Genomic DNA, 15,613 nt, shown 5'->3' on the forward strand with positions numbered 1-15,613 from the left:
ATGCACATCTCGATACGCCGACGACATGTCCCCGCCCCGCGGTGGGAGCGGCCTTCACCAGCTGATTCCGGCCGCCACCGGCCGGTGGTCACTGCTCGTGGCCGGCAACAGCCACGCGCTCCTCGGCTCCACACCGCGGACCAGGATCTGGTCGATCCGCGCCACCGGGAACTTCGCCGGCCAGGTGAAGCCGAAGCCGTCCCCTGCTACGTCCTGGACCGAGCGCAGCTGCGAGGAGAGGCCGTCGAGCGCACGGTCGTCCACGGTGCCGTTGAAGTCGCCCAGCACCAGTACCCGCTCGCTGCGCTCGGCGGCGACCGCCTCGGCGAGCTTCGTCGCGCCGGCGTCGCGCGAGTCCGTCCAGAAACCGCCTCTGGGCATCACCCGCACCGAACCCAGATGCGCCACGTACACCGCCAGCGGTCCCTGCCCGGTGGTCACCGTGGTGCGCAGCGCCCGGGGTGTGCCCACCGGGATGTCCTCGGGCCGCAGCTTCTCGGCCAGGGGCCCGGCCATGCCCCGCAGGACATCGACCGGCCGGGTGCCGGACAGCGGCAGCTTGCTCCACAGCCCGACCGTGCCCTGCACGGTGTGGTGCGGGTACGCCTCCGCGAGCTCCTTCTCGTACGTGCCCCTGGCCTGGTCGGTCAACTCCTCGAGCGCCAGCAGATCCGCGCCGGAGGCGGCCAGGTCACGGGCGGTGCCGACCGGATCGCGGTTCTCGGCGGCGACGTTGTGACTGACGACGGTGAGGTCGCTGCCCGTGTGGGACTTGTCGCCGAGCAGCCCGCCGAAGAGGCTCACCCACGCCACGGCCGGAAGCACCAGCGCGGTGACCGCGGAGGCGGAACGGCGCCAGAGCGCTGCGGCGAGCAGCACCGGGACGAACAGACCGAACCACGGCAGGAAGGTCTCCACCAGACTGCCCAGCCCGGCCCGGTCCGTGAGCGTCCCGTGCAGCAGCAGAAGCAGGCCGAGCAGCAGCGCGCACACCGTGGGCAGCGGGCCGCGCTTCCACGGGCCCGGCCGGGGGCCGTCCGCGGGCATCGCGGGTGGGACGGCTGCGGGTGGGACGGCCGTCGGGCCGACGGCCGGCAACCAGCGGACCCGGCGGGTCGTCGTTGCTCGTGCTGATGCTGGAGTTCGAGACATGCCGCCACTGAACGCGCTGCCGTGTTGCCAGCACGTATGTGGTTTTTGTTACGCCGACGATATGTGCCGACTCGTAGTCTTCAGAACATGCGTGTCTTGATCGTCGAGGACGAGCCCTACATGGCTGAAGCGATCCGCGATGGCCTGCGCCTGGAAGCGATTGCGGCCGACATCGCCGGTGACGGCAACACCGCCCTGGAGCTGCTGAGTATCAACACCTACGACATCGCCGTCCTTGACCGTGACATCCCCGGTCCTTCCGGCGACGAGATCGCCAAACGCATCGTCGCCTCCGGCAGCGGCATACCCGTTCTGATGCTCACCGCGGCCGACCGGCTCGACGACAAGGCGTCCGGATTCGAACTCGGCGCCGACGACTACCTCACCAAACCCTTCGAACTCCTGGAACTCGTGCTCAGGCTCAGGGCCCTCGACCGCAGGCGCGCCCACAACCGGCCGCCGGTACGGGAGATCGCGGGGCTGCGCCTCGATCCGTTCCGCCGCGAGGTCTACCGCGACGACCGCTACATCGCGCTCACCCGCAAACAGTTCGCGGTCCTCGAAGTCCTCGTCGCCGCCGAAGGCGGTGTCGTCAGCGCCGAAAAACTCCTGGAACGCGCGTGGGACGAGAACGCCGACCCGTTCACCAACGCCGTCCGCATCACGGTCTCCGCCCTGCGCAAACGCCTCGGCGAGCCATGGCTCATCGCCACCGTGCCGGGCGTCGGCTACCGCATCGACACGACGCGCGACGCCGGGCGTGAGGGGGGCGGTGGTCGTGGATAGGCAGCCCGGATGGAGCGTGCGCCTCAAACTCACCCTCAGCTACGCCGGCTTCCTCATGCTGGCCGGCGTCCTGCTGCTCGCGGCGGTGTGGGCGTACCTCCTGCGTACCTACCCCTCGGACATGCTGATCCGTTCCGTCCTCCTGCGGGGCTTCGGCCCGGCAGTCGCCGCCGTACTGGTATCCCTGCTGATTTTCGGTCTCCTGGGAGGCTGGATCCTCGCCGGACGCATGCTCGCCCCCCTGGACCGCATCACCCACGCCACGCGTACGGCCGCGGCCGGCTCGCTGTCCCACCGGATCCGGCTGCCGGGCCGCGAGGACGAGTTCCGCGAACTCGCCGACGCCTTCGACACGATGCTCGCGCAGCTCGAAGCACACGTCGCGGAACAGCAGAGATTCGCCGCCAACGCCTCCCATGAGCTGCGTACGCCGCTGGCGATCTCGAAGACGCTCATCGACGTCGCCCGCGCCGATCCGAACCACGACAGCGCCGAACTCGTCGACCGCCTCCACACCATCAACACCCGGGCCATCGACCTCACCGAGGCACTGCTCCTGCTCAGCCGCGCCAACCAGCGGTCCTTCACCCGAGAACACGTCGACCTGTCCCTCATCGCGGAGGAAGCAGCCGAAACGCTTCACCCGCTCGCGGAGAAGTACGGCGTCACCCTCGAAACCAGCGGCGACATCGCCCCCACGACCGGTTCGCCCGCGCTCCTGCTGCAGCTCACCACGAACCTCGTACACAACGCGATCGTCCACAACCTGCCGCGACAGGGCACCGTCCGGGTTCATACCCGCCTCCACTCCAAAACCGTGGTGCTCAGCGTCGAGAACACCGGCGAGCAGCTCACCCCGCAGACGGCCGCGACCCTCACCGAACCCTTCCAGCGCGGCACCGAGCGCATCCACAACGACCAGGCAGGCGTCGGCCTGGGCCTGGCCATCGTCAAGACCATCACCAAGGCACACGACGGCACCCTCACGCTCACCCCACGCCCTGCGGGCGGGCTTCGCATCACTGTGGAATTGCCCGAGGCATCACAAAAGTGAGCCCCGCACCACCACTTCACACCCGAACGGGACATCCGCGAACTGCGCGATCTCACCCACCGCCGCACCCAGCTCATCACAGCCCGCGAGATGGAAGCCCAGCCCCTGAAGGAGAAACACCTCGCCGCCATGGTCGACCGGTCGGATGTGCAGATCACCGCACTCTGACACCCGCCTGGAACCCCTGCCGTCAGTCCTGCGGCCGCTCAAATGACCATCGTCGAGACCGGCGGCGACATGGCTCAGTCCGCCACCGCCGGGCACCATGCGCGGCCGCACCCGCCCAGGCAACAGCAACCTCAAACGGCTGCCGGAGAACACCGCGATGTCAGTGAGCCACAGCAAGGACGGCGGCCTCACCATGCACTTCGAACTCATCACCGCGACCGCCTGACCAGTACTGACTCAACCTTTCGCATCTGCATCCGGAAATCCTGCATGAGCCAGGGCCCGCAGCCGACGTCAATCGCCCTGGCCGTCCACACCCTCAAGCAGCGACGCTGAAGGAGCTCAATCACCGAAATACCGCCGACTGACGCTCCGAGGCAGTCGTACACTGCCCGAACGCCGAGCTGGCCCCGCAGCGCGGCGGCGCGTCCATCTTCGTGCCCGGACATGTGCACGCGATGGCCCCCAAGCGGGGCAGGCGGCGCATCGCGTTCGGATATTCGCACAGTCCTCATGACACAACCAGACACAGGAGTACCACGTGCGCCAGCTCGCCCACGGGGACATCAAGGCCGCCGCCGACCGGATCGCCGGAAAGGTCCGCCCAGTCGTCCTGTCGTCGCTCGACGCCGGATTTATTGCCAGCGCTTGGCGCGACCCGCTCGACGACCGGCCCGAACAGGACTGTCAGGTATGGCTCGCGCTGGAGTTCATGCAGCACACCGGTAGCTTCGAGGCCCGCGGCGCGCAGAACCTCATCGCCGCCCACCGTGAGAACGGCAGCCTTCCCGTTACAGGAATCACCACGGCCTCGGGCGGCAACGCCGGGTTGGCATGTGCCTGGGCTGCACGGCAGCAAGGCATCACCGCCACCGTCTTCCTCCCCACCACCGCCCCCGCGACCGAAGTGGCCAAGCTCCGCGGTTACAACGCGGACGTGCGACTGGTAGGGGCCCACTACACCGACGCCCTCAAGGCGTGCCAGGACTTCGCCACCACTACAGGGGCGCTGCTCCCACAATCCCACGCCGACCCACTCATCAGCGCGGGCGCAGGCACGTTACTAGAAGAAATCCACAAGCAGATCCCCAGCCTGGACACCATCGTGCTCACAGCCGGCAGCAATGGGTTGCTCACCGGTATCACCGCCGCCGCCCAACATCACGGAATCACCACCGTCACAGTCGAACCCGAACATCACCATGCACTGAACGGCGCCAGCCACGGCGGAAGTTTCTTCCCGAGTGACTTCGTCGGAGCGGCCGGCTCTCGCGTCGATGGCCGAGGAGGGGCAGTTACGCCGGAGGGCGGTGGGCGCTGGGGGGGCGGGTCTCGCGCGCCTGCACCGGTACGGCCGGCGTGGCCACACGCCGGCCTGTCCGCGGATGCGGCAGAAAGCCGTCGCCCCCCCGCCTCGCTGCTCCCGTAGAGTGCGCGGGTTGTCGTGACGCGGAGGCGGTTCGGGGCGTGGAATCCAGGGGCGTGGAATCCAGGGCAGTGGCGCGGGAGCGGTTGGCGGGTGCGGCGCGGGCCGCGCTGGGGCGCGGGCGCCGGCCGGAGGCGGTTGAGCGGGTCGCCGGCGGCAGCCGGAAGGGCGTGTACCGCCTGGTGATGGACGACGCGACGACGGCGATCGCCTATCTGTGGGACGACGCCGAGAACTACTGGCCGCAGGCCGAGGGCGACAACGACCTCACCGACCCGCTCTCCCCCGGCCGTGGGCTCGACCTGTTCCAGGCCGCGCACGCCCGGCTGGACGCGCTCGGCGTCCGAGTCCCGGCGATCCGTCTCGTCGACCGCGGGGGCGAGAGCGACGCGGCCGGTCTCGCGATCGTCGAGGACCTGCCCGGCGAGAACCTTCAGCAGCTGCTCGCGCGCGACCCGAGCGCCGCCGCCCCCGTCATGGCCCGGCTCAGAGAGGCGCTGGAGGCGATGCGGGGCCATCGGGCTTGCGCGTACGGCAAAGTGGCCGTGGTCGACGCGGGCGGCACATCGCGCCAGACCTCGTGCGAGGGGGTCGTCCTGGACCGCGCGCTGCGGGCCCTCGCCGAAGCGGCGTCACGTGATCCGCGGATCGCGCGAGCCCGCGACCGGCTGGAGGAACGGCTGCTGGCTCTGGCGGCGGCGGTGCGGCCGCGCGCGCAGTACACGGTCGTGCACGGCGAGCTGGGACCCGATCATGTGCTGGTGGACACGGACGGGAACCCCGTGCCGATCGACATCGAGGACTTGATGTACTGCGACGTCGAGTGGGAGCACGTCTTTCTGCGGATCCGCCTGCACGACGCCTACCGGCCGCTTCAGGTGGCCGGACTGGACGAGGACCGCCTGGCGTTCTACCTGCTCGCGCAGCGGCTGTCGCTGACGGCGGGCCCACTGCGGCTGCTCGACGGCGACTTCCCCGACCGGGCGTTCATGGCGGCCGTCGCCGAGTACAACCTGAACCAGGCGCTCGCTCTCGTCCGCGCCTGAACGCCCCGGCGGAGGTCACGGCCGGGGCTTGTGCGCTGCGGCGAAGGCGTCGGCTGCGGGCAGGTCGAAGTCTGCGTGGTCACTGCCCAGGCCCTGGGCCACCAACGCCGCAGCCGCGCAGCCGAGGACGGCGGACTCGTACGGGGTGCGGCCCAGACCCATGCCGCGTACGAAGCCCGCGGAGAACGCGTCGCCGCAGCCGGTCGTGTCCACCACGTCGATCTCGAAGGCGGGTACCTTCTGCGTGCCCTCCGAGGTCACCAGCAGCGCGCCGTCACCGCCGCGGGTGACCGCGACCAGGCCGGCACCGGCGGCCAGCAGCTTGTTCGCGCCCGCCACCAGGTCCTCCTCGCCGGTGAACCCGAGGACCTGGTCCTCGTTGGGCAGCATGTGGTCGACGTACGGCAGTGCCGACGCTATCTGCTCGAAACTCCCCAGCACACCGGGGGCGAGCAGGTCCACCGAGGTGACCACACCGTGCTCCTTGGCGTACGACAGGATGCGCGCGGCCGCCTCGACCCCGATCAGCTCGGGCCCGCCCAGGTGGAGATGGGTGGCTTCGGCGATCGCGTCCCAGGGGACGTCGTCGGGGCCGTACGTGATGTTGGCGCCGAGCAGGTGGAGTGAGGGGCGGTCGCCGTTCGGGCGGATGGGCAGGACGCTCGCAGAGGTGGGCGTGTCGGTGCGGCGGACGAGGTACCGGGTGTCGATGCCTGCCGCGCCCAGCAACTGGACCAGCATGTCGCCGGTGGGGTCGGCTCCGATCGCCCCGGCGCTGCGGACCGAGGCGCCGAGCTTGGCGAGGGTCAGGGCGGTCCCGCCGGCCGTCCCGGCGGCCGTCATCCTGATGTCCTCCACGAGCGTCGCGCCCTGGCCCTCGGGTATCGCCTCCACCGGCCGCACCAGCACGTCCAGCACATGTACGCCCATCGTGACGACCTTCATCGGCTTTCCTCCTGCGCTGGCGGTACGGGGTGGGTGGTGCCGTAGTTCCGGGCCAGGGCGGCTTCGATCACCGCGAGCTGCTGGTGTTCGTCGAGGACGCGGGGCGTACCGAGGGCGGCCGCGTGCTGGTAGACGCCGCACGCCCACTCCAGCAGCAGCGCGTGCTCGACCGCCTTGCCGAGCGTCGGCGCGTGCGTCAGCGCGCCGTGACTGGCCATCAGCGCGGCGCTGCGGCCCTCCAACGCCGTCAGGACGGACTCGGCGAGCGCCGACGTGCCGAAGGTGGCGTACGGGGCCACGCGTACCGAGCCGCCCAGAGCCAGCAACTGGTAGTGGATGCAGGGCAGTTCATCGAGCACGCAGGACAGGGCCGTCGCCATCGGCGCGTGGGTGTGCACGACCGCTCCGGCGCCGTAGCGACGGTAGACACCCAGATGCAGATCGAGTTCCGAGGTGGGCTCGAACCCCCCGGCCACGACCTTGCCGTCGAGGTCGACCACGCTCACCTGGTCTGCCGTCAGTTCGGCGAGCACCGCACCGGTCGCCGTGATCGCGACCCGGTCCCGCACCCGCATGCTCACATTGCCGGCCGTGCCGATCAGCAGCCCCTGCGCCCCCAGACGACGGCACGCTTCGGCCACCGCGGCACGCTCCTGACCCAGCACCGCGCTTGAGTCGGTCATGTACGCGACGCTAACCTAAACCTGAAACAAAGTCACGTTCAGGTTCGGAGGCCGCACATGGGGGATGCGACGCCCCACATGGGGGATGCGAAAACCCCGGATACCGGCGGCACCCGGCACGTCCCCCTGCGCCGCACGCCCCAGCAGGCGCGCAGCAAGGCCCGTCTGGCCCGTGTCCTCCAGGCCGCCGAACGCGTCCTGGTCGGCGAAGGCGTCCAGGCGCTGACCACGACCCGTATCGCGGCGGAGGCGAAGGTCTCGGTCGGTTCGCTCTACCAGTACCTGCCCGACCGCGACGCGATCATCGACGCCCTCGCGGCCGGCTACTTCGCCCGGCTCGAGACGGCCATGGGCGACCTCGTCCGCGCCGCGGCCGACGAGCGGTGGGACGACCCCGTCGGCGAGCTCATCGACGCCTACGCCGCCATCTACCGCACCGAACACGGCTTCAGGGCCCTGTGGTTCGGCAGCAGCCTCACCGAGCGGACCCGTGCCGCGGACCGCGCGCACAAGCACCGGATGGCGGACGGCGTCCGGCGCGTCCTGCTGGCCCTCGGCGTCACCCCGGACGGCGAGGCACTCGCCCGCGCCTGCCACGCCGCCGTCCTCGCCGCCGACGCACTCGCCCAGGAAGCCTTCCGCCGTGACCCCGACGGTGATCCGGGCCTCCTCGACGAAGCCAAGATCATGCTGCGCGGATACCTCACCGCGATCACCACGCGCCATGAGGGACATGAGGGACATCAGATGACGAGCTGACGGACGGGGACTGGCACGGCTTCCGGCGCCGGATCAAGGCTCTGTCATCCTGACGTCGTGCCGAAACCCACCCCCGTCACCCCGGACGCTCCCGCTCCGATACCCACGCCCCTGCTCACCCAGCAGTGGCTCGACCTCGCCTTCATCCACTGGGCCGTCGAGCCGGACGCCGTGGCGGGGCTCTTGCCGAAGGGGACCGTTCCGGACACGCACGACGGGGTCACCTACATCGGGCTCGTCGCCTTCCGGATGCACCGGGTCGGCTGGCTGCGGCTGCCCGGCGTGCCATATCTGGGGACCTTCCCCGAGACCAACGTGCGCCTGTACTCCGTCGACGCGCACGGACGGCGCGGTGTCGTGTTCCGGTCGATGGACGCCGCGCGGCTGATCCCGGTCGTGATGGGGCGCGTGGGCTTCCGGCTGCCGTACCTGTGGTCCCGTATGAGCGTCCGCGCGGTCGGCGACACCGTCACCTACACCAGCTCCCGCCGCTGGCCGGGCCCGCGCGGCGCGTCCAGCCGCATCACCCTACGCACCGGTGGACGCATCGAGGAGCCCACCGAGCTGGAGCACTTCCTCACCGCCCGCTGGGGCATGCACAACGCCTTCTTCGGCGGGCCCGAGCCGCTGGCGTACCTGCCCAACCACCACCCCCGATGGCCGCTGTACCGCGGCGAGCTGATCACCTGTGAGGAGAACCTCGTCACCGCGGCCGGACTGCCCGCCCCCACCACCGCCCCGGCCAGCGTCCTGTACTCCCCCGGCGTCCCCGTCCGGCTCGGCCGCCCGGCACGCCCGGCCGGCATCCCCACACCGTGACCGGTGCGCCCGCCACGTCAGAACGCCAGGGGCCCGGACCGGGATGACCGGTCCGAGCCCCGAGGGAACCTGCCGGCGTCAAGCGCCGTTACGGGCCCTTGCCGTCATCCGGCGCGGCGGCGCGTACGCATGAGCAGCAGGAAACCGGCCATGAGGAGCACGGCGCCGGCCGCGGCCGGCCACAGGGTGGTGCCGGTCTCCGCGAGTCCTCCGACCGCCTGCGGCTGCGTTCCGCCGCCGTCCCCGGACTCCTCGCCGGCCGCGGCGGGCTGCGTCTGCGCGGGGGTGCTGCCCGCGTCGGCGCCGCTCTCCGCCGAGCCGCCCTGGGCCGGTGCGGTGGCGTCCTGCGTGGGCGACGGAGTTCCGTAGGACTTGGGCGCCACCGTGCTCGACATGGTGGGCTTGTCGTCGTTCGCCGGTTCCGTCCCGGGCGCCTCGGTGGCCGGTTCGTCGGTCGCGGGCGGCTGCTTCGCGGGCTCCTCGGTCGCCGGCGCCTCGGTCGGCTCGCCGTCGCCGTCGCCGGGCTCCGGCTCCTCGCCGCCGCCGGGCGGAGTGCCGGCAGACTGGGTCGGCTGCGGCTGCTGCGTCGGCTCCTCCTCGCCCGGGTCGCCGCCCTGGCCGGCTCCGGCGCCGCACTCGCGGCCCTCGTTGATGCAGTCGACCATCTGACCCATCAGATCCTCGGAGAAGACATTGATGAAGTCTCCGTGGTCGGTGACCGGCTTGTGCAGCTGCTCGGGGAAGGTGTCCAGCGCGAACAGCGGCGTCGTACGGCCGCCGTCCTGAAGACTCGGCGCATCGATGTCGTACACGATCCGCTGCACCAACTGCGGAATGGCCTTGAAGCCCGCCGGGCAGCTGCCGTCGGCGGCCGCGAACGCCACGTGGGTGCGGTGGTTGGCGGAGTCGATGTTCTGTCCGTCCCAGCAGCTCTGGAACTTGAAGGTGCGCACCACGTCGCTGCCCTGCGGGCACAGCGGGTACTTGTCCTTCAGCTGCCGGTCCTCGAAGCCCGTGCAGCTCCAGGAGGCGTTGGCGTTGGCGGTGCCGTTCACGAAGGCCTTCGCGTCGCCGGTGATGATGCGCAGCAGGCGCGGCATCCCGGTGACCTTGCCGCGCGGGCTGCCCACGAACGTCAGCGTCACTTCCTTGGGCGTGACGATCTCGCCGGCGTTGCCCTCGATGCCGCCGCCGGGGGCGTTGGCGTCCTGCTCCTGCGTTCCGTTCTGCAGGCGGATCACGGGCCAGTAGTAGGTGGACTTGTCGTCCTGGTCGACACAGGTCGTCTCGGCGTTCGCCAGGTCCTCGTCGCTCGCGAACGCGTCGTTGGCCTGGTTGCCGACGTAGTCGTGGAAGTGGTGGGCGCCGTTGGAGACGCCGGGGGCGACGATCACGTTGTCGGAGTTGAACAGGCCGTTCTCGTTCACCCCGCAGCTGGTGGCGAAAGTGCCGCGCGAGGCTTCCTTCTGGAGGGCCGGGCCGGTCACGTTCGGCTGTACGGCGGTGATGTCGGCGAAGTCCGCGGCGACGGGGCCGTTGCCGGCCTGGCCGCCGTTGCCGGGCTGCTCGCCGTTGCCCGGCTGCTCGTTGCCCTGGTCAGCGCCTTCCTGGCCCGCCTCGTCGTCACCGCCCTCGGCCTGCCCGTCCCCGCCCTGGTCGCCGTTGCCGCTGTCGGCGGCGCGCAGGGCGCAAGGTGCGAGGGGCTCCAGGCCCTGGGGCCGTTCTCCCTCGCGGTCGACGGCGATGGCGATCCGCTCGATCGTCGCGGTGCGCTTGTCCTTCAGCGGATTCATGATCGCGCTGTCGGCGAAGCCGGCGTCCTGCTGGATGGCCTGGGCCGACTCCTGCAACCGCTGGTAGGCCTCGGCGATCTGCTGGTCCAGGAGGGCGAGTTCCTTCGCTACGTCCTCCTTCGCCCCGTCCGGCACGGCCGTCAGCCGGCTGCCGACGTCCGGGCAGTCGATGGTGCCGGCCGGGGAGGACAGCGTCCGAGCCGGATCCGCTCCCCCGTCCTCGGTGGCCGAGGCGTAGACGTTGGCCGCGACCAGGCCGCCGCCGCCCAACATCAGCGCGACCGCCGCAAAGGTCGCTCGCCGTGCGCCCGTGGGGCGTCTTCGCGTGCTGCGTACCAAGGAAGTACTCCTACGCCTCGTCGTCGTTCAGGGCATGAAAATCCCCCGGCCTTATACGGAGACGAGCCGCGCAGTGTTCAAAGGGCGCACGGATTCACAGAAATTCCTTATGCCCAGGGTCAGTTCATCAGGCCGGCGGCGAGCGTGGCGCCCAGTTCCCAGCACGCCTCGATGTCGGCTTTGCCTGGTTCACCGGTCACCGTCACAGGTTGTGCCGTGCGTCGCCAGGCGAGGCCGGTGGTGATGGAGTCGATCGCCCGGACGGCGCCGGTGACGTCGCTGCCGCCGTGGACGTAGTAGCCGAAGGGGCGGCCTCGGGTCGCGTCCAGGCAGGGGTAGTAGACCTGGTCGAAGAAGTGCTTGAGGGCTCCCGAGATGTAGCCGAGGTTCGCCGGGGTGCCCAGGAGACAGGCATCGGCGTTGAGTACGTCGGACGCCGTGGCCGACAGTGCCGGTCGCCGTACGACCTCGACGTCCTCGATCTCCGGGGCTGTCGCACCGGAGATGACGGCTTCGAGCATGGCCTGGCAGTTGGGCGACGGGGTGTGATGCACGATCAGCAAGGTAGGCACACCCCGAACCCTGCCGGTGCGCCGCCGATCGACGCAACCGCGGCGGTTCAGTCGGCGGCTTGGGCGGGCTCCTGGCCCTCCGCCGCACCCCCCGTGGTTCCCACGCCGGAGTTGACCCTGGCGACCGCCGAGGACAGCTGTTCCTGCACGGCGTCCGGCAACGCGTCGCCCTTGACCGCGGTGACCAGGTCTCCGGCCAGGGAGTGCAGCTTGGTGTTGGTGTTCTGGGAGGCCGCGACGAGGACCGTCCAGGCCTCCTCGGAGCTCAGGCTGAAGGAGGCCATCAGGATGCCCCGGGCCAGGTCGATGGTCGGCCTGGTCTGCATGGCCCGTCGTAGTTGGGCGACTTCGATTCGCAGGTCGTAGTCGGCGTCCTCGGCCGTCTCCATGTCCCGCGTCTGCATGCCCTGCGTCTCCATCTCCTGCGGCTCCGTGTCCTGGACGTACTGGACCGGCGCGCCCTGGCCGTCCGGGCCCGGGCGGGCGAACAGCGGCTGCGTGCCGGTCAGGGCGAGCAGGCGATCCACTTCCGTGCTCGCGTGCTGGATGGTGATCGTCTTGGCCTGCTCCAGGGCTCGCCGACGCAGGGTGAGCAGGATGTTGAGGGCGGAGCAGTCGCAGAAGGTGACGCCCCCCAGATCCAGGTCGATGCCGTGGACCGAGCGGCTCAGGGCTTCGCGCAGGACGCCGCGGAGGCGCTCACTGGAATCCAGGTCGAGTTCTCCGCCGACCTTCACGGTGATCCGGTCACCGTCCGGGTGTATGGCGGTCACCAGCGAGCACGCCTGGGCGGCCGCCGCTGCGCCTCCGGCGTCCGCAGGGCCGGCAACGCCCCCCGCAGGGGGGTTCGCGGAGGACGCGAACTCTGCCATGACCGCCTCTCCCTCAGTTACTCCCCGTCTCGGTACCAGACTGAACCCGAACTGCGGGACACGTCAACAGATACATGAAATGCAGTGCGTGTATTTGTATACGTGAACATCCAGTCGTAGGGTTGGTACATGGATGGAGTCCCTGAGCCGCACACCGGATGGACCTTTCTGACGAACCATGCCCGTGTACTGGCTGCCATCGCCGACAACCCGAACATCCGCATCCGGAGTATCGCCGCGCACTGCCGGCTCACGGAGCGCGCCGTCCAGAAGATCATTTCCGATCTGGAGCAGGAAGGGTATCTGTCGCACACCCGCGAGGGGCGCACCAATACCTACCGGATCGCGCCGGCGAAGGTGCTGCGTCACCCCGCCGAAGCCGGGCTGACGGTGGCCGCGCTGCTTTCGCTGCTCGCCCGGGACGAGGCCCATCGCACCTCCGGCCCCGAGCAGTTGAGGACGGCGCGCCAGCGGATGCCGGTGGACGGCGGTTGAGCGTGGGCCGAACACAGCCGTCGGCGCGACGCCGACAGCTCCGGCCCCGGCTCGACTCAGTACGCGCGGCTCGTCAGTACGCGCGGCTCAGCTCAGCATGCGCGGCTCAGCTGAGTACGCGCAGCGCTCCAGGCAGGACCCTGACGGTTACCGGGAGAACCGCCTCGACCTCGCCGTCCGCGCCGTAGGGCACCTCGCGGTCCGCCTCGATGCGGATTTCCCTGCCCCGCAGGATCCGCACCTGCGGGCGGTGGACGTGGGCGCCCGTCTTGAGGTCGTTCATCAGGGCGAAGAACAGCCGTCGCGGCGCTTCCCGGATCATGACCACGTCCAGCAGGCCGTCGTCCACGCGGGCGTCGGGTGCGATGAGACGGCCCGAGCCGTAGTAGCCGGAGTTGGCGGCCACGACCGTGTAACCGGTGAGGGAGTGTTCCTGGCCGTCGACGGTGACGCGGTAGCGCGCGGGGCGCCAGGTGGTGACGGCGCGCAGGCCGCCCGCGTAGTAGGAGGCGGCGCCGCGCAGGAGTGTGGCGTTGTTGGCGTGGCGGTTGGCCAGGGCGTCGACGCCCGCGTACACGCTGCCGAGGACCACGGTGCGGTCGTGGACGGCCGACTCGACCTCGATGGTGTCGACCTCGCGGGGCTCGTGGTGGAGAAGCACCTGTGCGAGGGCCGTGGGGTCGGCGGGGAGGTTCAGTGCCCGGGCGAAGTCGTTGCCGCGGCCGGCCGGGACGAGGCCGAGCACGGCGTCCGTGCCGCTGAGGGCGCCGCCGACGCCGCCGGCGATTCCGTCGCCGCCGACGGCGAGCACCACCCTCCCGCGCTGTCCGGCGTCCCGGGCGAGGCCCTGGGCGTGGGGCAGGCTGCGGCTGTACTCGGTCTCCAGGTCGGCCCCGGCCTCCCGCAGCAGCCGGGCCACCTGCAACAGGGCGGCGGCTGAGGCGGATCCGCCCGCCGTGGGGTTGACGATGGCGGTGAACTGTCGCATCGGTGAGCCTTTCGGGCCGACGGGAGGGTGCGCCGGAGGCGGGGGCGGGTGGACGAGCGGGTGGGTGCGCGGTCAGTCGGTGGGCAGGAGGACGCCCGGATTGAGCAGGCCTGCCGGGTCCAGTCGGCGTTTGACGGCCTGCAGCGCCTCGATGCCCAGGGGGCCCGCCTCGCGGACGTACCAGTCCCGGTGGTCGGCGCCCACGCCGTGGTGGTGGGTGATCGTGCCGCCCGCGGTGAGGATCGCCTCGTTGGCGGCGTGTTTGGCCCGCTCCCAGTGCGCCACCGGGTCGTCACCCTGTGCGGAGACGACGGTGAGGTACAGGGAGGCGCCGTTCTCGTAGACGTGGGAGATGTGACACATGATCAGGGGCGGGGTGCCGGCCTCGGTGAGCGTGGTGGTGAGGGCTTCGCGGACCGAGGCGTACAGCTCGGGGACGCGCGACCAGAAGGTCGCCGTCTCCAGTGTCTCCGCGAACGCCCCCGCGTCCAGCAGCGAGTCCCGCAGGTAGGGCGCCGAGTAGCGGCCGTGCGCCCAGCGCTGTCCCGGTTCCTCGCCGAGCGGGGTTCCGCCGCACACGCGCAGGACGGCCGCGGCCCGCCCCCGGCGGTACGAGATGTCCGCCTCCGTGCCTTCGTAGCCGGTGATCGCCATGCATCCCGCGGACTGGTGCCCGGTGACGGAGGCGCCGATCGCGTCGGGCTGGGCGAGGCCGATCAGCGTCTCGGTCTCGTCGGACAGCCGCAGCACCGTGGGGCGCGGACCGTCCTGGGCGAGGCGGCGCAGCGCGGCGGCGCCTTCCTCGAAGGAGGCGAAGCGCCAGCCCTCGTACACGCGGGCCTGAGGGACGGGGCGGATCCGGACCGTGACGGACGTGATGACGCCGAAAGCGCCTTCCGAGCCGAGGAAGAGCTGGCGCAGGTCGGGTCCGGCCGCCGAGCGCGGTGCGCGGCCGGTGTCGAGGGTGCCCTCGGGGGTGGCGAGGGTCAGGCCGAGGACCATCTCGTCGAAACGGCCGTACCCGGCGGATGCCTGGCCGCTGGAGCGGGCGGCGGCGAATCCGCCGATGGTGGCCCACTCGTAGGACTGGGGGAAGTGGCCGAGGGTGAAGCCGTGCTCGGCCAGCAACGCTTCGGCCTGGGGGGCGCGCAGGCCGGGTTGCAGGGTTGCGGTGCGGGAGACCGGGTCGAGGGCGAGCAGCTGGTCCATGCGCCGCAGGTCGAGGGCGATGAAGGGGCCGCGCCGGGTGGGGGCGAGGCCGCCGACGACGGAGGTGCCGCCGCCGAACGGGACCACGGGCAGGGCGTGTTCGGAGCACGCGCGCAGTACGGCGAGTACGTCGTCGTGGTGGGCGGGGAGTACGACGGCTGCGGGGATGTCGTCGACTTCGCCCTCGCGGATCCGCAGCAGGTCGGGGGTGGACTTGCCGCGCGTGTGCCGGATACGGGTCTCGGCGTCGGTGCGGACGTGCTCCTCGCCGACGGCGTCGCACAGGGCCCGGCGCGCGGCGGGTTCGAGGCGCGGCTCGGGTACGGCGATGTCCTCCAGGGCGAGTGGCCCGGCGGTGCGCGGCTTGACGCCGAGCAGGTCGCGCAGCAGCCCGGTCACCGTCTCGGGCAGCGGCGCCGCCTTGGCCGGGTCGCCCCAGCCGCTCCACAACATGTCCATGGCGCTCGTCCTCACCGGTTCGATTCGAGCGATGCCGTGTCCCGGACG

Annotated in this window: 17 protein-coding genes; 8 read left to right on the forward strand and 9 right to left on the reverse strand. The window is 70.9% G+C overall.

Annotated elements, in window-relative coordinates; genetic code table 11:
* Positions 1-54: 54 nt before the first annotated feature.
* Positions 55-1,047: an endonuclease/exonuclease/phosphatase family protein gene (locus ACIREI_RS27040; protein WP_403337746.1), complete on the reverse strand. Its 993-nt coding sequence runs from the start codon at positions 1,045-1,047 to the stop codon at positions 55-57.
* A gap of 192 nt (positions 1,048-1,239) precedes the next feature.
* On the opposite strand from ACIREI_RS27040, the gene ACIREI_RS27045 reads away from it, so the two are divergent.
* Together ACIREI_RS27045 and ACIREI_RS27050 are read left to right on the forward strand one after the other, a co-directional pair.
* Complete coding sequence (locus ACIREI_RS27045; protein WP_403337749.1) at positions 1,240-1,938, forward strand: response regulator transcription factor; 699 nt, start codon at positions 1,240-1,242, stop codon at positions 1,936-1,938.
* Positions 1,931-2,992 carry a sensor histidine kinase gene (locus tag ACIREI_RS27050; RefSeq protein WP_403337752.1) on the forward strand — a complete coding sequence of 354 codons (1,062 nt, stop codon included), beginning with the start codon at positions 1,931-1,933 and terminating at the stop codon, positions 2,990-2,992. Before ACIREI_RS27045 ends, ACIREI_RS27050 begins: the two co-directional genes overlap by 8 nt.
* Here ACIREI_RS27050 and ACIREI_RS27055 read toward each other — a convergent pair.
* Entirely contained in the window at positions 2,981-3,259 is a 279-nt protein-coding gene (locus tag ACIREI_RS27055) for a hypothetical protein (RefSeq protein ID WP_403337755.1), read from the reverse strand. The genes ACIREI_RS27050 and ACIREI_RS27055 overlap by 12 nt on opposite strands.
* Here ACIREI_RS27055 and ACIREI_RS27060 point away from each other — a divergent pair.
* From ACIREI_RS27060 to ACIREI_RS27070, 3 genes are all read left to right on the forward strand, one after another.
* Entirely contained in the window at positions 3,258-3,386 is a 129-nt protein-coding gene (locus tag ACIREI_RS27060; protein WP_403337758.1) for a hypothetical protein, read from the forward strand. The two genes, ACIREI_RS27055 and ACIREI_RS27060, sit on opposite strands and share 2 nt — an antisense overlap.
* Before the next feature lie 315 nt (positions 3,387-3,701).
* A complete protein-coding gene (locus ACIREI_RS27065; RefSeq protein ID WP_403337760.1) occupies positions 3,702-4,589 on the forward strand; it encodes a pyridoxal-phosphate dependent enzyme in 888 nt (295 codons plus the stop codon).
* Between the two features lie 68 nt (positions 4,590-4,657).
* A complete protein-coding gene (locus tag ACIREI_RS27070) occupies positions 4,658-5,632 on the forward strand; it encodes a phosphotransferase (RefSeq protein ID WP_403338024.1) in 975 nt (324 codons plus the stop codon).
* 15 nt (positions 5,633-5,647) lie between these two features.
* Here the strand turns inward: ACIREI_RS27070 and ACIREI_RS27075 are convergent, their stop codons facing one another.
* The gene (locus tag ACIREI_RS27075) at positions 5,648-6,577 is read right to left on the reverse strand and encodes a carbohydrate kinase family protein (RefSeq protein ID WP_403337763.1); all 930 of its coding nucleotides are present in this window, start codon (positions 6,575-6,577) and stop codon (positions 5,648-5,650) included.
* Positions 6,574-7,260 carry a class II aldolase/adducin family protein gene (locus ACIREI_RS27080; RefSeq protein WP_403337766.1) on the reverse strand — a complete coding sequence of 229 codons (687 nt, stop codon included), beginning with the start codon at positions 7,258-7,260 and terminating at the stop codon, positions 6,574-6,576. Before ACIREI_RS27080 ends, ACIREI_RS27075 begins: the two co-directional genes overlap by 4 nt.
* 78 nt (positions 7,261-7,338) lie before the next feature.
* Between ACIREI_RS27080 and ACIREI_RS27085 the strand changes: the two genes are divergently transcribed.
* Together ACIREI_RS27085 and ACIREI_RS27090 are read left to right on the forward strand one after the other, a co-directional pair.
* On the forward strand, positions 7,339-8,019 hold the full coding sequence (locus tag ACIREI_RS27085; RefSeq protein ID WP_403337768.1) for a TetR family transcriptional regulator: 681 nt from the start codon (positions 7,339-7,341) through the stop codon (positions 8,017-8,019).
* Positions 8,020-8,076: 57 nt separating this feature from the next.
* Positions 8,077-8,838, forward strand: coding sequence for a YqjF family protein (locus tag ACIREI_RS27090; protein ID WP_403337771.1), 762 nt, complete (start codon positions 8,077-8,079; stop codon positions 8,836-8,838).
* A gap of 104 nt (positions 8,839-8,942) precedes the next feature.
* Here ACIREI_RS27090 and ACIREI_RS27095 read toward each other — a convergent pair whose 3' ends face one another.
* The 3 genes from ACIREI_RS27095 to ACIREI_RS27105 form a co-directional block, all read right to left on the reverse strand.
* Positions 8,943-10,904, reverse strand: coding sequence for a DUF1996 domain-containing protein (locus ACIREI_RS27095; protein WP_403338027.1), 1,962 nt, complete (start codon positions 10,902-10,904; stop codon positions 8,943-8,945).
* A gap of 185 nt (positions 10,905-11,089) precedes the next feature.
* Complete coding sequence (locus ACIREI_RS27100; protein ID WP_403337773.1) at positions 11,090-11,542, reverse strand: flavodoxin family protein; 453 nt, start codon at positions 11,540-11,542, stop codon at positions 11,090-11,092.
* A gap of 47 nt (positions 11,543-11,589) precedes the next feature.
* On the reverse strand, positions 11,590-12,315 hold the full coding sequence (locus tag ACIREI_RS27105; RefSeq protein ID WP_403337776.1) for an ANTAR domain-containing protein: 726 nt from the start codon (positions 12,313-12,315) through the stop codon (positions 11,590-11,592).
* Positions 12,316-12,543: 228 nt separating this feature from the next.
* Here ACIREI_RS27105 and ACIREI_RS27110 point away from each other — a divergent pair, with 228 nt between their 5' ends.
* Entirely contained in the window at positions 12,544-12,909 is a 366-nt protein-coding gene (locus ACIREI_RS27110; RefSeq protein WP_403337778.1) for a helix-turn-helix transcriptional regulator, read from the forward strand.
* Positions 12,910-13,015: 106 nt separating this feature from the next.
* On the opposite strand, the gene ACIREI_RS27115 is transcribed toward ACIREI_RS27110, so the two are convergent.
* Both ACIREI_RS27115 and ACIREI_RS27120 read right to left on the reverse strand, forming a co-directional pair.
* Entirely contained in the window at positions 13,016-13,897 is an 882-nt protein-coding gene (locus ACIREI_RS27115) for a YegS/Rv2252/BmrU family lipid kinase (protein WP_403337780.1), read from the reverse strand.
* Between the two features lie 72 nt (positions 13,898-13,969).
* Positions 13,970-15,565, reverse strand: coding sequence for an FAD-binding oxidoreductase (locus tag ACIREI_RS27120; RefSeq protein ID WP_403337783.1), 1,596 nt, complete (start codon positions 15,563-15,565; stop codon positions 13,970-13,972).
* Positions 15,566-15,613: the final 48 nt, after the last annotated feature.

This window comes from Streptomyces sp. NPDC093591 (genome assembly GCF_044764885.1).
Lineage (GTDB): Bacteria > Actinomycetota > Actinomycetes > Streptomycetales > Streptomycetaceae > Streptomyces.